This window comes from Mesorhizobium sp. WSM3864 (assembly GCF_002294955.1).
Classification (GTDB): Bacteria; Pseudomonadota; Alphaproteobacteria; order Rhizobiales; family Rhizobiaceae; genus Mesorhizobium.
Genome location: NZ_NSGD01000003.1, coordinates 221,932 through 236,517 on the forward strand (window position 1 = coordinate 221,932; position 14,586 = coordinate 236,517).

Below are 14,586 nucleotides of genomic sequence, written 5' to 3' on the forward strand. Positions count from 1 at the left end.
TCGATCAGAATCTCGCCGGTCGCCTGAGGTCAAGGGTCATGGGAAACTCTTCAGAACCTTGTTCTTCACGCAGCACATAGGCACCCGGCGTATGGCCGCGCGGCTCGAAGCGGGCCAGCCGCCGCGCCTCCGCCTCGTTGCCATTGACCGGGAAGGTGTCGTAGTTGCGGCCGCCCGGATGCGCGACATGATAGACGCAGCCTCCCAACGAGCGGCCCGACCAGCGGTCGTAGATGTCGAACACCAACGGCGTGTTGACCGGAAGGGCCGGATGCAGGCCGGAGGCCGGCTGCCAGGCCTTGAAGCGCACGCCTGCCACCGCGACCTCTCTGCTGTCGGTCGCCTTCATCGGTACGATGCGGCCGTTGCAGACGACCGCGTGACGCTCCGGATTGAGGCCTTGCGTCCTCACCTGCAGCCGCTCGATGGACGAATCGACGAAGCGGACCGTGCCGCCGATCGCGCCCTGCTCGCCCATCACATGCCAGGGCTCGAGCGCCTGCCTGAGCTCCAGCTTGACGCCGCCATGCTGCACCTCGCCGCAGAACGGGAAGCGAAATTCGAGTTGGGCTGCGAACCATTCCGGGCGGAAGTCGAAGCCGTTGAGCTTCAGATCTTCCAGCACGTCGAGGAAATCCGCCCAGACATAATGCGGCAGCATGAAACGGTCATGCAGCGACGTGCCCCAGCGCGCGAAGCGGCCGTCGAGCGGGTTCTTCCAAGCCCGCGCGATGATAGCGCGGACCAGCAATTGCTGGGCGAGCGACATCCGGGCATTGGGTGGCATTTCGAAGCCGCGGAACTCGACCAAACCGAGCCGTCCCGTCGGACCGTCCGGCGAGAACAATTTGTCGATGCAGATTTCCGAACGGTGCGTGTTGCCGGTCACGTCGGTCAAGAGATTGCGGAACAGCCGGTCGACCAGCCACGGCAACGGCGCCTCGCCCTTGTCGGGATGCGGCACCTGGGCGAGCGCGATCTCGAGTTCATAGAGGGAATCATGCCGTGCCTCGTCGATGCGCGGCGCCTGGCTGGTGGGGCCGATGAACAGGCCGGAAAACAGATAGGAAAGCGATGGGTGCCGCTGCCATTGCAGCACCAGGCTCTTCAACAGGTCCGGCCGGCGCAGGAACGGACTATCGTTGGGCGTCGCGCCGCCGACAACGACATGATTGCCGCCGCCCGTGCCGGTGTGACGGCCGTCGATCATGAACTTGTCGGTGCCGAGCCGCGACTGCCTGGCTTCCTCATAGATCGCCGCGGTCGTCGCGACGCATTCCCGCCAGTCGGCGGCCGGGTGGATGTTTACCTCGATGACGCCGGGATCGGGCGCCACGCGGATGACGTTGAGGCGCGGGTCGTGCGGCGGCCCATAACCCTCGATATGCACCGGCAGGCCGATCGCCTTGGCCGCGTTCTCGGCCGCCGCCACCAGCTCAAGATAGTCCTCAAGCGCCTCGACCGGCGGCATGAACACGCAGAGCCGCCCGTCACGCGGCTCGACGGTGAGCGCCGTGCGCACCGCACCGCCGATCTCGGTGATCTCCTGCTCGACGCGGTCCTGCTGGCCCGTCGCCGCGGTGAAGGACACTGCCAGCTGGCGGCGCGCCATTTCGTCGGGGCCCTCAAGTTCTGCCGGGGCAGGTTCCGGCAAGATAGCGTCGCGCGCCGGCAGCGTAGCGCGCGGCAGCGACGGATCGACCGGCACGATATAGGGGAACTGCGCCGGCGGCACGTAAGGCAGCGCGCCGAGCGGCAGCCGATAACCGACCGGGGAATCGCCCGGCACCAGGAACAGCCGGCCGCGCCGCGTCTTCCACTTTTCCGAACGCCAGCGCTGCCCGGCGGCCTGGCTGTTCCAGCGCTGCACCGGCAGCACATAGCCTGACGGCTTGGTCAGGCCGCGCTCGAACACACGTGCCATGCGGCTGCGCTCTTCCGGATCCTCCAGCTTCGAGTTGGACGGGTCGACATTATCCGGCAGTTTGCCTTCCTTGAGCAGCCATTCGGCCGGATCCTCATAGGCCTCGCCGACCATCGCCTTGTCGATGCCGAGCTCGGCGGCGATCGCCGTGAGCAAGCTTGCGGCCTGCTCAGGCCCGACAGAGACGGTGCTCGTTTCGCGCGCGATCAGCGACGGGTCGCGCCAGACCGGCTCGCCATCGGTGCGCCAAAAGAGCGAGAAGGTCCAACGCGGCAGGCCCTCGCCCGGATACCACTTGCCTTGACCGTAGTGGAGGAAACCGCCCGGCGCGAAGCGCTCGCGCAGCCGGCGGATCAGCTGATCCGCCTTGTCGCGCTTGGTCGGCCCGACGGCAGCCGTATTCCATTCGGCAGCCTCGAAATCATCGATCGACACGAAGGTCGGCTCGCCGCCCATGGTGAGCCGCACATCCTGTTCCTGCAAAACCGCGTCGACCTTGTTGCCCAAGGCGTCGAGCGCCTCCCAGCTTTCATCCGAGAACGGCTTGGTGATGCGCGGGTGCTCGGCGATGCGATCGACGCGCATGTCGAAGTCGAAATCGACATTGGCGAAGCTCGCCATGCCGGAGATCGGCGCGGCATTGCGGAAATGCGGCGTCGCCGCCAGCGGCACATGGCTTTCGCCGGTGAGCAAACCGGAAGTCGGGTCGAAGCCGATCCAGCCGGCGCCCGGAATATAGACTTCGCACCAGGCGTGCAGGTCGGTGAAATCGACCGAAGTTCCAGGCGGTCCGTCCAACGAGACGAGGTCCGGCTTCAACTGGATCAGGTAACCGGAGACAAAACGCGCTGCGATGCCGAGGTTGCGCAGGATCTGCACCAGCAGCCAGCTCGAATCTCGGCACGAGCCTTTGCCGGCGGCCAGCGTCTCCTCCGGCGAATAGACGCCGGTCTCCATGCGCACGATATAGGCGATTTCGCGCTGCAGCCGCGCGTTGAGGCCGACCAGGAAGTTGACCGTGTTTGTCGGACTGCGGTCGATGGTTTTCAGGAAGGCCGACAGCAACGGGCCGGCCGGCTCGGGCGTGCGGTATATGGCGAGGTCTTGCCTGATCTCTTCCGGGTACTCGAACGGGAAATTCTCGGCCGATTCCTCGACGAAAAAATCGAATGGATTATAGACCGTCATATCGGCGACGAGATCGACCTGGATCTTCAATTCCGTCACCGGCTCCGGGAAGACGAAGCGGGCGAGGAAGTTGCCGTACGGGTCCTGCTGCAGGTTGACGAAATGGTTCTTCGGCTCGACCTTCAGCGAATGGCTGAGCACCTTGGTGCGTGAATGCGGCGCCGGCTGCAGCCTGATCACCTGAGGGCCGAGAACGACCGGCCGGTCGTATTTGTAATGGGTCAGGTGGTGGACGGCTGCCAGAATTGCCATGGTGCCCCGGGGAACGGCGTTTCAATCGCCGAACCCTGACATAAGTGCTGGGCATTCTCCAAGCAGAGATGTTGCGCTGCACCTAATTTAAGCAGCGTTGCCGGCTTAGAAAAACGCCTGAAGCCCCGTCTGCGCCCTACCCAGTATCAGCGCATGCACGTCATGCGTGCCCTCATAGGTATTGACCGTCTCCAGGTTCTGGGCATGACGCATCACGTGATAGCCGATCTGGATGCCGTTGCCGCCATGCATGTCGCGAGCCTGGCGGGCGATGTCGAGCGCCTTCCCGCAATTGTTGCGCTTGACGATCGAAATCATCTCCGGCGCCATCTTGCCTTCGTCCATCAGCCGGCCGACGCGCAGCGAACCCTGCAGGCCGAGCGCGATCTCGGTCTGCATGTCGGCGAGCTTCTTCTGGAAGAGCTGCGTGCCGGCGAGCGGCTTGCCGAACTGCTTGCGGTCGAGGCCGTACTGCCGCGCGCGGTGCCAGCAATCCTCGGCCGCGCCCATGGCGCCCCACGAGATGCCGTAGCGCGCGCGGTTGAGACAGCCGAAGGGTCCCTTCAGGCCCGAGACATTGGGCAGCAGCGCCTCCTCGCCGACCTCGACGCCTTCCATCACAACCTCGCCGGTGATTGAGGCTCGCAGCGAAAGCTTGCCGCCGATCTTCGGCGCCGACAGCCCCTTCAGGCCCTTTTCCAGCACGAAGCCGCGGATCTGGTTGTCATGCGCGGCCGACTTTGCCCAGACGACGAAGACGTCGGCGATCGGCGCGTTGGAAATCCACATCTTGGAACCGGAAAGCCTGTAGCCGTTCGCCGTCTTCTCGGCCCGTGTCTTCATGCCGCCCGGATCGGAGCCGGCATCCGGCTCGGTGAGGCCGAAGCAGCCGATCCATTCGCCGGAGGCGAGCTTCGGCAGGTACCTCTTGCGCTGCTCTTCCGAGCCGTAGGCATGGATCGGATACATGACCAGCGACGACTGCACGCTCATCATCGAGCGATAGCCGGAATCGATGCGTTCGACTTCGCGCGCCACCAGCCCGTAGGTGACGTAGTTGGCGCCGAGCCCGCCATATTCCTCCGGAATGGTAATGCCGAGCAGGCCCGCCTCGCCCATCTCGCGGAAGATCGAGGGATCGGTTTTCTCATCGGCATAAGCTTCCTCGATGCGGGGCGCCAGCTTGTCGGCGGCGAACGCCGCTGCGCCGTCGCGCACCATCCGCTCGTCTTCGGAGAGCTGGTCCTCGATCAGGAAGGGATCGTTCCAGACGAAGGCGTTCTTCTCGGCGGCCATGAGGTGGGTCTCCCGGTAAAATCTTGGATGGCCCGGCTTATCCGCCTCCATCTGGAAAAAATCAAACGAAATTGCATCAAGCATCAATGAGCGATAGTAATAGATCATGAACGTCCAGCGCCGCCTCTTGCCAAACATCAGCGCGCTTGCCGCCTTCGAGGCGGTGGCGCGTCTCAGCTCCTTCACCGCCGCGGCCCGCGAGCTCGATCTCACGCAAGGTGCCGTCAGCCGGCAGATCAATCTGCTGGAAGAGCAGTTCGGGCGCCGGCTTTTCGAACGCGACAGCCGCAATGTCAGGCTGTCCACGGCGGGCGAAATCTACGCCGGCGCGGTGCGCTCAGCACTCGCGCAGTTGCGCGATGCAGCGCTTGGATTGATGAGCAATCGGCATAGCGGTGTTCTCAACCTTGCCATCCTGCCGACCTTCGGCACGCGCTGGCTGATGCCGCTCATTCCGGATTTCGTCGCCCGTCATCCGGACATCACAATCAATTTCGCCACGCGCATTGGCCGCTTCGACTTCGCGCGCGAGCGGCTCGACGCCGCAATCCACCACGGCATGCCTGATTGGCCGGACGCTGATTGCACGCTTTTGATGCGCGAGACCGTGATGCCGGTCGCCGCGCCCGAATTCCTGGCGCAGCGGAAGGTCGCGACGCCGGCCGATATCGGCCGCCTGCCGTTGCTGCACATGGCAACGCGTCCCGACGCCTGGAGCGAATGGTTCGAGCATCAGGAGCTCGACGCGCCGACCGGCCCCGGCATGCAGTTCGAGCAGTTCGGTACGGTCGCGCAGGCCTGCATGGCGGGGCTCGGCGTGGCGCTGCTGCCGCAGATCCTGATCGCCGGAGAATTGCAGCGTGGCCAGTTGGTGCCGGCGCCGGGCAAGCCGATGCAGAGCCGCAGTGCCTATTATCTCGTCGTGCCGCACGCCAAGCGCGGCCATCCGCCGGTTGCCAGCTTTCGCGACTGGCTGCGGGGCCAGGTTGAGAAGGAGCCGGCTGTTCTGGCGTGGTAGCTATTTCCGCTTCATCGCCTCGGCGAGCGCCGCGCCGAACGCACCCTGTGACGGCTTTTCAGGCTGGCGCTGCGGCGCCGGCGAGCGCGGTACGGGCTTGCCGCCGCCGCTGTCGCGCTGGCCGACCCGAGGCGCCCCACCCTGGCCGCCATCCTTGCGCATCGAGAGGCCGATGCGATTGCGCTTGATGTCGACATCGACCACTCGAACTTTCACGACATCGCCGGCCTTTACCACCTCATGCGCGTCCTTGATGAAGCGGTCGGCCAGCTGCGAGACATGCACCAGCCCGTCCTGGTGCACGCCGATGTCCACGAAGGCGCCGAAGGCGGCGACATTGGTGACCGTGCCTTCGAGCAGCATGCCGGGCTTCAGGTCCTTGATGTCGTCGACGCCTTCGGCAAAGGTCGCCGTCTTGAAGCCCGGCCGCGGGTCGCGTCCGGGCTTTTCCAGTTCCGCGAGGATGTCGCGTACCGTCGGCAGGCCGAAGCGCTCGTCGACGAAGACACAAGGGTCGAGTGCCTTGAGCGCGGCACTGTCGCCCATCAGCGCGCGCACGTCGCGGCCGCAGGCGGCGACGATCTTCTTTGCCACGCCATAGGCTTCCGGATGCACGGATGAAGCGTCGAGCGGCTCGGAGCCGTTCAGGATGCGCAGGAAGCCTGCGCACTGCTCGAACGCGCGCGGTCCAAGCCGCGCCACGTTCAGCAGATCGCGGCGCGTAGCGAACGGACCGCCGACGTCGCGATGCGCGACGATCGCTTCGGCAAGCGATGGCCCCAGTCCCGACACGCGCGCCAAGAGCGGCGCCGATGCCGTGTTGAGGTCGACGCCGACGGCATTGACCGCATCCTCCACCACCGCCTCCAGCGAGCGGCCGAGCCGGTACTGGTCGACATCGTGCTGATACTGGCCGACGCCGATCGACTTCGGCTCGATCTTGACCAGCTCGGCGAGCGGGTCCTGCAGGCGTCTGGCGATCGACACCGCGCCGCGCAGCGACACGTCGAGGTCGGGAAACTCGGCGGCCGCCGTCGCCGAAGCTGAATAGACCGACGCGCCGGCTTCGCTGACGATCACCTTGATCGGCTTCGGCCCGCCGTCGGACGGCAGGCTGGCGAGCATGTCGGCCACCAGCTTCTCGGTCTCGCGGCTGCCGGTGCCGTTGCCGATCGAGATCAGCTCCACCTTGTGGAAGCGAATGAGCCTGGCAAGTTCCGCCTGCGTGCCGCGCACATCGTTCTTTGGCGGAAACGGATAGACGGTGGTCGTCGCCACCAGCTTGCCGGTACGGTCGACCACCGCCACCTTGACGCCGGTACGGATGCCGGGATCGAGACCCATCGTGGGCCGCGAGCCTGCGGGCGCGGCGAGCAGCAGGTCCTTGAGGTTGCGGGCAAAGACATGGATGGCCTCGTCCTCGGCCCGCTCGCGCAGGTCGCGCATCAAATCAAGCGTCAGATGGAGTGATAGTTTTATCCGCCAGGTCCAGCCGGCGACCTCCATCAGCCAGCGGTTGCCCGGCAGGGTGCTACCAATCGCATAGGCGTTGGCGATCATCCGCTCGACCGGTCTCACCTGCGATTGATCGTCGGCATCGACTTCGATGTCGAGCGACAGCACCTCTTCGTTGCGGCCACGCAGCATGGCCAAGGCGCGATGGCTGGGCACGTTCGCCCAGCGCTCGACATGATCGAAATAGTCGGAGAATTTCGCGCCCGCCTCCTGCTTGCCGTCGACGACCCTGGCGCGCAGGAAGGCGCGCTCCTTCATATAGGCGCGCAGCCTGCCGACCAGCTCGGCATTCTCGGCGAACTGTTCGGACAGGATGTCGCGCGCGCCTTCGAGCGCCGCCTTGGCGTCGGGAACCTCCTCTGTGAGATAGGCTAGCGCGAGTTCGGCAGGCACCGCCGAACGGTCGGCGAGGATCGCCTCGGCCAGCGGCACCAGTCCACGTTCCCTGGCGATCTCGGCCTTGGTGCGGCGCTTCGGCTTGTATGGCAGGTAGATGTCTTCGAGCTCGGCCTTGGTGGTCGCCGCCGCGATTTTTGCCTCGAGGTCCTCGGTCAGCTTGCCCTGCTCACGGATCGAACCGAGGATGGTGTCGCGGCGCGCATCCAGCTCGCGCAGATAGGCAAGCCGCTCGGAAAGGTCGCGCAACTGCGTGTCGTCGAGGCCGCCGGTGACCTCCTTGCGGTAGCGCGCCACGAAAGGCACCGTTGCGCCCTCGTCCAGCAGCCCGATTGCGGCTGCCGCCTGCTCCGGCCGCGAGCCGATCTCGGCCGCGATGATTGCTGCGATGCGCTTGATGTCCGATGCCATGCTGGTTCCTGCCGAAAAGAGCGGCGACAATAGGCCGGGACGACGGCTGCGCCAACCGCGCTGTCTCCACCCGACAGGAAAGCTCCACAGGAAAGAGCTGCGAGGAACGACCAGCCGAACGGCTCAAACCATCCGGCTCAGGGCCTCGAAGAAGGCGACGACATCGAGATCAAGCTGATCGTCGACCGGTTCCGGCTGCGACGACATCTTGGCGATGACCACCTCGTCGCTCGGGTTGACGTAGATCCACTGTCCGTGAATGCCGATGCCGCAGAAGGCGCCGCTTGGCGTGCCCATCTGGTACCATTTGTTGCGGTAGCGGCCCTTGGGGAAGAGGAACACCATCGTACCGCGCCGCCAGGCTTCATGGCTGCCGCCGCTGGCAACCGTGTCGCGCACCCAGGCCTCCGGCACGATGCGGCGGCCATTGGCCGCGCCGCCCTGCCGCATCATTTCGCCGATACGGGCAAGGTCGCGCGGCGTCATCGACATGCCGCCGGCGGTACGCGCGGTGCCTTCCATGTCGACCGTCACTGACATCTCGCTCGCGGCGCCCAGCGGCAGCCACAGTTTCTCGCTGAGCAAGTCGCTGACACGTTTGCTGGATGCCCGCTCCACCAGGATGCCCAGCATATCCGAATTGGGTGAGCGATAACGGTAGGTCTGCCCATGCGGCTCGGCGAGGCGCGGCAACGTCAACAGAAAAGCAGCGAGGCTTTCCGAGCCGCCGCCCGGATTCCACAGTGTCGCGCGGCGATAGCGGGCGAAGGCGCTTTCCGGATCGAGATAGGCCTCCTCGAAGTCGAGGCTGACCGTCATGTCGAGCACATTGCGCACGCTCGCATCGCCATAGGCCGAGCCCTTGGCTTCGGGGATGTATTCTGTCACCGGCGCTTCCGGGTCGAACACCCCCTCGCCTTGCAGGATGCCGGCGAGGATCGCCGTCACCGACTTGCTGATCGAAAAGATGATGTGGCGCTGACCGAACGCCATATGCGGCGCCGACCAATCGCCGGCCAGCCTGCCGCCCTTCAGGATCGTCAGTCCGTCAGTGTCGGAGCGCTTCAGGAATGCTTCGACTGTTTCGGCGCCGCCAGCCAAGGTGACTTTCTCCTCGAGCAGCGCGCCGAGCGATTTCACCTCTTCCTCGCCGCCGGGCGCGGCGGCAACGTGGACGCTCGGCACCAGTTCGCCGACATTCTGGAACGACCATTGGCTGAACGGCCTCAGCCGCCAATTGTCGAGCCGCACATCCTTGCGGGCAAAGCCGTATCTGGTCTCGAACGCGGTGTTGCCGGTCACGATTGTCTCCCGGTCGTCTATCTCTGACTTTCAGCCTAGCGCGGCGGCTATGGCGTGCACGGCCTTAAGCGTCGCCACCGAATAGGCGGCGTTGAGGAAATCCGGATAGGTCGAAAGCTTCACGACGACCATCCTGTGCTCCCAGCTGATATGGATCATCTGGCCGAACACGCCCTTGCACATCAGTGCGCGAGAGCGTGGATCCTCGATCCAGAACTGGTTGCGGTAGCTGCCGTCCGGAAGGCTCGGGCTGAAGTCCGGTCCGTGCTTGCCGCTGCGCGTCGCCTCGATCCACTCGGCAGGGATGACCCCGCCGCCATTGTCGAGGATCAACTGGCCGAAGCGGCCATAATCGCGCAGCGTCGCGTTGAAGCCGCCATCGGCCAGCGCATAGCCGGCGCTGTCGACGGTGAAACAGGCGCTCTCGTCGGCGCCGAGCTTTTGCCAGAGTTCCTCCGAGACCAGCTGCGCCAGGCGCTTGCCGCTCACCCGCTCCATGATGAAGGCAAGCACATCGGTCTCGATCGAGCGGTACTCGAAGGCCTCGCCATGTTCGCGCACCTTGTCCTTCAGCCGCAGGATCAGCTCGAACAGATGCGCGGGCCACCGGAAATCAGGATCGCTGCCCGGCGGTATCGGCTTCCAGCCGGTGGCGACATCGACCTGGCCGATCTCGGAATAGCGATCCGTGTACTCTTCCGAGAAGCGCACGCCGGTCGTCATGTCGAGCACTTGCTGCACGGTGGCCCCGGTCCAGGCGGTCTCGCCGAGCTCCGGAAGATAATCCGTCACCAGCCTGGCCGGGTCGATCAGGCCGCGCCCGACCAGGATGCCGAACACCGATCCGGTGACCGACTTTGCCATCGACTGCGACAGATGCAGCGTGCGTTCGTCCATGCCGTTGAAGTAGCGCTCATAGGCGACCCTGCCGTCCTTCAACACCAGCAAACCGTCCGTGTAGGTCTCATCGAGCAGGCCCGCGAGCGTTGTCGGACGGCCCTCGCTATCCGCCACGGCCAGGTCGTCGAGATCGACGTCGGCGCGATCGAGCCGACGGCGATGACCTTGGCCGCGCCAGACCTCGACGGTCGGCAAAAACTCACGCACGTGCTGGAAGGCCCAGCGGTTCCACGGTGGCCGATCCCAGTCGAGCTTCGGCAGAGCCATGGCCGGCGGCGAGCCCTGCATGATCGGCGGCCGCGGATCGGAGTTGCGGTAAGATGCCATCAATCCTCCCTGCACATAAGAAAGGGAGGCCGGAGCCTCCCCTCCCTTCATGCGTTCCCGCTCAGTTACTTGCGCAGGTTGGTCCAGATCTTGTTGTAGATCTCCACCACATCTGGCGGGCACGGCGGCACGAATTCCGGCGTCGGCGAGCCGGCCGGCGGGCTGATTTCCGGCGAGTTGGCGAACTCTGCCGGCAGAAATTTGTGGCTGCCGGCGATGCCGTTGTCGTAACCGGCATACTCGGAGATCAGCGCCGCGTTCTCAGGCGCCATGACGAAATCCTGGAAGAGCTTGGCGTTCTCCAGGTTCTTGGCGCCCTTCAGCACGGCGACATTGTCCATCCAGCCCTCGATGCCTTCCTTCGGATAGGCATATTTGATCGCCGGGATCTTCTGACGCGAGCGGTAAGCCGCACCATTCCACTGTTCTGTCACGATCACGTCGCCGGAAGTGATCTTGGTGATCGTGTCGTAGCTGAACGTCTTCCATGACGGCTTGGCGGCCATCAGTATATCGTTGATCTTTTTCAGGCTGGCCTTGTCTGCGCCGCAGCGCGGCACGCCGGCATAGCGCTCGGCCGCGTGCATGACGGTGTTGACGTCGTCGAGCACGTTGATCTGGCCCTTCAGTTCGTCCGGCGGGTTGAACAGGATGGCCAGCGTGTTGATGTCGCCCTTGAACTTATCCGTATTGACGGAGAACGCCGTCGTGCCGAATTGCCACGGCGCGGTGTAATGGCGTCCGGAGTCCCAGTAGATTTCGAGGAAGCGCGGATCGATGTTCTTGCCGTTCGGCATCGCGTTGGGCTCGGTCTTTTCGAGCAGGCCCTCCTCGATCATGATCTTCACGGTGTAGTCGGACGGCACGACGATGTCGTAGCCCGAATTGCCGGCGCGCACCTTGGACAGCATGGTTTCGTTGGAATCGTAGTCGTCCAGCGTCACCTTGACGTTGTACTGCTTTTCGAACTTCTCGATCAGCTTGGGGTTGGTGTAGTCGCCCCAGTTGTAGATATGCAATTCGCCGTCGGCGAGCGCCGGAACGGCCCATAACAGCACGGCCGCGGAAACGGCCGCCATCAGTTTTCCAGACATTTTAATGTTCTCCTTGCCTTCCCATTGTTTTGTGTTGGAGCTCACGGATCATTTGGCGCGTCTGCGCGCGATCAGGAACGAGACCGAGACGAAAAGGATCGACACCAAAAGCAGGATGGTGGAGATGGCGTTGATCTCCGGCGTCATCGGCCGCCGGATCTGGTTCCAGATATAGAGGGGCAAAGTCGTCTGGCCGGGGCCGGCGACGAGCTGGGTGATGGTGAAATCGTCGAATGAGACGATGAAGGCGAGTGCTGCGCCCGACATGATGCCGGGAACAAGCAACGGCAGCGTGATGCGCCTGAAGGCCTTCCACGGCGTCGCGTAGAGGTCTGCGGCGGCATATTCCAGCGTCAGGTCCATGTCTTCCAGCCGCGCCCGGATCGGCATGTAGGCGAACGGAATGCAGAACACGGTGTGGGCGAGGATCAGATTGCCGATGCCGAAATTCAGCCCGAACGTGCCGGCGATCAGCGCGAAGAAGGAGAGCGTCGCCACCGCCGTGATGATTTCCGGCACCATCAGCGGCAGGTTGATGACCATGAAGGCCGCCGCCAGCCCGCGCCACGGCTTCACTCTTGTCATGCCGATCGCCGCGAGCGTCGCGCACACGGTAGAGATTATCGTGGCGCTGATCGAGATGATCAGCGTGTTGCGGGCAGCGTTGTGGAATTCCTCGTTGCGCAACGCGCTGCCGTACCAGCCGAGCGTGACGCCCTCCCAATGCGTGACCAGCGAGCCGCTGTTCAGCGAGAAGATCATCAGGATCAGCACCGGCACGTAGAGCACCAGCAGGCAGATGACAGCAATCGAGCGGAAGCCCGGCTGCTCCTTGATGTCGATGCTGCGGGGCTCAGCCATGCTGCACCTTCCCCGACGTGTTGCGAACGTAGAAGAACAGCGCCACCAGCACCGCGGCCATCAGGATCAGCGCCTGCGCGCAGCCGAGCGGCCAGTTGCGCCCCGATCCGAATTGCTGGGCGATGAGATCGCCGATCATCAGGTGGACGCCCCCGCCGAGGATCAGCGGCGTGACATAGGCGCCGAGCGCCGGGATGAAGACGAGCAGGCAGCCGGCGATGATGCCGGGCTTCGACAGCGGGATGATCACCCGCCACAACACCTGGCGGCGCGTCGCATAGAGGTCGTAGGCCGCCTCGATCAGCCGGAAATCGAGCTTCTCCAGGCTGGAATAGAGCGGCAGCACCATGAACGGCAGAAAGGCATAGAGCAGGCCGAGCTGGATGGCGAAATTGGTGTAGAGCATGGTGATTGGCTTATCGATCACGCCGAGCCCCAGCAGCGCGTTGTTGATCAGCCCTTCGTCGCGGATGATGAACATGATCGCCAGCGTGCGGACCAAAAGGTTCGACCAGAACGGGATGGTGATCAGAAGCACCCACCAGTTGCGCTGCGCCGGCGGTCGCGTCGCCATGAAATAGGCGGTCGGAAATCCGAGCAGCAGGCAGATGATCGTCGTCACCACCGCGAACAGGAACGAGCGCAGATAGATGATCAGGAAGTCCGGCGTGAACTGCAGGGTGTCGTCGAAGATGTCGCGCTGGAACAGGAAGTTCAGATAGGCGTCGGTCGAGAACCGCCACTGTACGCCGCCATAGGGCGCGGCGGCCAGAAACGAATACACGCAGATGATCAAAAGCGGCAGCACGCCGAAAATGCCGATGATAAGCAGCGCCGGCAGCGACAGCAGGCGGTTGCGTCGCGCGCCGGCTTTCACCGCCTGGGCTTCGAACAACGCGGCCTTGGAAGGCATGGTCGGGGAGAGCGTGGCTGTCGTCATCAGTCTTTCAGGACGCGCGCGGCGCCCTCCTCGAACTGGATGCCGACCTTGGCGCCGCTCTCGTAGGTCACCGGAGACGACCGGCTGTTCTGATGACGCACGATGAAGTTTTCACCGCCATCGAGCCTCACGTGGTAATGCGTATCGGTGCCGAAATAGACGATGTTGGAGAGCGTTCCAGCGATCGTGCCCTTGGTCGGATCGGGCACCAGGTCGGCATGCTCGGGGCGCACCACCAGCGTCACCTCGCCTGTCGGATCGAAGCCCTCCGGATAGCCGGCGGCGATCGTCGCGTTGCTGGCGAATTTGACCGTGGCCGCCCCTGGCTTCTTCGACACCACCGTGCCGGCCAAGAAGTTCGTCTCGCCGATGAAGTCGGCGACGAAGCGTTCCGCCGGCTTGTCGTAGATGTCGCGCGGCGTGCCGACCTGGAGGATCTTGCCGGCCGACATCACCGCGATGCGGTCTGACATGGTCAGCGCTTCTTCCTGGTCGTGAGTGACGAAGATGAAGGTGATGCCGGTCTCGTGCTGCAGACGCTTCAGTTCGATCTGCATCTCCTTGCGCAGCTTGTAGTCGAGCGCCGAGAGCGGCTCGTCGAGCAAGAGCACCTTCGGCTGTGGCGCGAGCGCCCGGGCGAGCGCCACGCGCTGCTGCTGGCCGCCCGATATCTGGCTGGTGCGGCGCGCCTTGAGCGTCTCCATCTTGACCAGTTTCAGCATCTGAGCGACCCGTGCCTCGATTTCGCCCTTGGGCTTGCCGAGCATCTCCAGCCCGAAGCCGATGTTCTGCGCCACCGTCATATGCGGGAACAGCGCGTAGCTCTGGAAGACAGTATTGACGGGTCGCTTGAACGGCGGCAGCGGCGCGATGTCATGGCCGTGCAGCATGATTTCGCCGGCGCTTGGGAAATCGAAGCCGGCAATCAGTCTCAAAAGCGTCGTCTTTCCGCATCCGGACGGGCCGAGCAGCGTGAAAAACTCGTTCTCGCGGATCGAGACGGACACCGTGTCGAGAGCCGCTACCTGGTTTTCACCGGTTCCAAAAACTTTGCGTACGCCGCGAACTTCGATCGCGTTCTTACCCGGTTGTTCCGGCACGATTACCCCATTGAGAGAGCCTGCTCTTGGCGGCAGGTGCGTTCCTGTTTGATTGTCACCAT

10 protein-coding genes are annotated in these 14,586 nt (G+C 64.2%); 1 reads left to right on the forward strand and 9 read right to left on the reverse strand.

Annotated features, from left to right (window positions below; all coding sequences use genetic code 11):
• Positions 1 to 4: 4 nt before the first annotated feature.
• The gene (locus CK215_RS08880; RefSeq protein WP_095830721.1) at positions 5 to 3,364 is read right to left on the reverse strand and encodes a transglutaminase family protein; all 3,360 of its coding nucleotides are present in this window, start codon (positions 3,362 to 3,364) and stop codon (positions 5 to 7) included.
• Between the two features lie 105 nt (positions 3,365 to 3,469).
• On the reverse strand, positions 3,470 to 4,660 hold the full coding sequence (locus CK215_RS08885) for an acyl-CoA dehydrogenase (RefSeq protein ID WP_095830855.1): 1,191 nt from the start codon (positions 4,658 to 4,660) through the stop codon (positions 3,470 to 3,472).
• A gap of 106 nt (positions 4,661 to 4,766) precedes the next feature.
• On the opposite strand from CK215_RS08885, the gene CK215_RS08890 reads away from it, so the two are divergent.
• Positions 4,767 to 5,678 (forward strand): LysR family transcriptional regulator, encoded by a 912-nt coding sequence (locus tag CK215_RS08890; protein ID WP_095830722.1) that lies wholly within the window; start codon positions 4,767 to 4,769, stop codon positions 5,676 to 5,678.
• Here the strand turns inward: CK215_RS08890 and CK215_RS08895 are convergent, their stop codons facing one another.
• The 7 genes from CK215_RS08895 to CK215_RS08925 form a co-directional block, all read right to left on the reverse strand.
• Positions 5,679 to 8,000 carry a Tex family protein gene (locus CK215_RS08895; protein WP_095830723.1) on the reverse strand — a complete coding sequence of 774 codons (2,322 nt, stop codon included), beginning with the start codon at positions 7,998 to 8,000 and terminating at the stop codon, positions 5,679 to 5,681.
• Between the two features lie 123 nt (positions 8,001 to 8,123).
• Positions 8,124 to 9,302 (reverse strand): serine hydrolase, encoded by a 1,179-nt coding sequence (locus CK215_RS08900; RefSeq protein WP_095830724.1) that lies wholly within the window; start codon positions 9,300 to 9,302, stop codon positions 8,124 to 8,126.
• Positions 9,303 to 9,332: 30 nt separating this feature from the next.
• Positions 9,333 to 10,529 carry a serine hydrolase gene (locus tag CK215_RS08905; protein WP_095830725.1) on the reverse strand — a complete coding sequence of 399 codons (1,197 nt, stop codon included), beginning with the start codon at positions 10,527 to 10,529 and terminating at the stop codon, positions 9,333 to 9,335.
• Between the two features lie 65 nt (positions 10,530 to 10,594).
• Positions 10,595 to 11,623 (reverse strand): extracellular solute-binding protein, encoded by a 1,029-nt coding sequence (locus tag CK215_RS08910; protein WP_170950261.1) that lies wholly within the window; start codon positions 11,621 to 11,623, stop codon positions 10,595 to 10,597.
• 48 nt (positions 11,624 to 11,671) lie between these two features.
• Positions 11,672 to 12,484: an ABC transporter permease gene (locus CK215_RS08915; protein ID WP_067002359.1), complete on the reverse strand. Its 813-nt coding sequence runs from the start codon at positions 12,482 to 12,484 to the stop codon at positions 11,672 to 11,674.
• Positions 12,477 to 13,424: an ABC transporter permease gene (locus CK215_RS08920; protein WP_082953946.1), complete on the reverse strand. Its 948-nt coding sequence runs from the start codon at positions 13,422 to 13,424 to the stop codon at positions 12,477 to 12,479. The genes CK215_RS08915 and CK215_RS08920 overlap by 8 nt, the downstream gene beginning before the upstream one ends.
• Positions 13,424 to 14,524, reverse strand: coding sequence for an ABC transporter ATP-binding protein (locus CK215_RS08925; RefSeq protein WP_095830727.1), 1,101 nt, complete (start codon positions 14,522 to 14,524; stop codon positions 13,424 to 13,426). Before CK215_RS08925 ends, CK215_RS08920 begins: the two co-directional genes overlap by 1 nt.
• Positions 14,525 to 14,586: the final 62 nt, after the last annotated feature.

Bases quoted from the DNA above. Each gene is read 5' to 3' on its own strand.
- CK215_RS08895 (WP_095830723.1), bottom strand. From the start codon at position 8,000: ATGGCATCGGACATCAAGCGCATCGCAGCAATCATCGCGGCCGAGATC.
- CK215_RS08910 (WP_170950261.1), bottom strand. From the start codon at position 11,623: ATGTCTGGAAAACTGATGGCGGCCGTTTCCGCGGCCGTGCTGTTATGG.
- CK215_RS08905 (WP_095830725.1), bottom strand. From the start codon at position 10,529: ATGGCATCTTACCGCAACTCCGATCCGCGGCCGCCGATCATGCAGGGC.
- CK215_RS08920 (WP_082953946.1), bottom strand. From the start codon at position 13,424: ATGACGACAGCCACGCTCTCCCCGACCATGCCTTCCAAGGCCGCGTTG.
- CK215_RS08880 (WP_095830721.1), bottom strand. From the start codon at position 3,364: ATGGCAATTCTGGCAGCCGTCCACCACCTGACCCATTACAAATACGAC.
- CK215_RS08915 (WP_067002359.1), bottom strand. From the start codon at position 12,484: ATGGCTGAGCCCCGCAGCATCGACATCAAGGAGCAGCCGGGCTTCCGC.
- CK215_RS08885 (WP_095830855.1), bottom strand. From the start codon at position 4,660: ATGGCCGCCGAGAAGAACGCCTTCGTCTGGAACGATCCCTTCCTGATC.
- CK215_RS08890 (WP_095830722.1), top strand. From the start codon at position 4,767: ATGAACGTCCAGCGCCGCCTCTTGCCAAACATCAGCGCGCTTGCCGCC.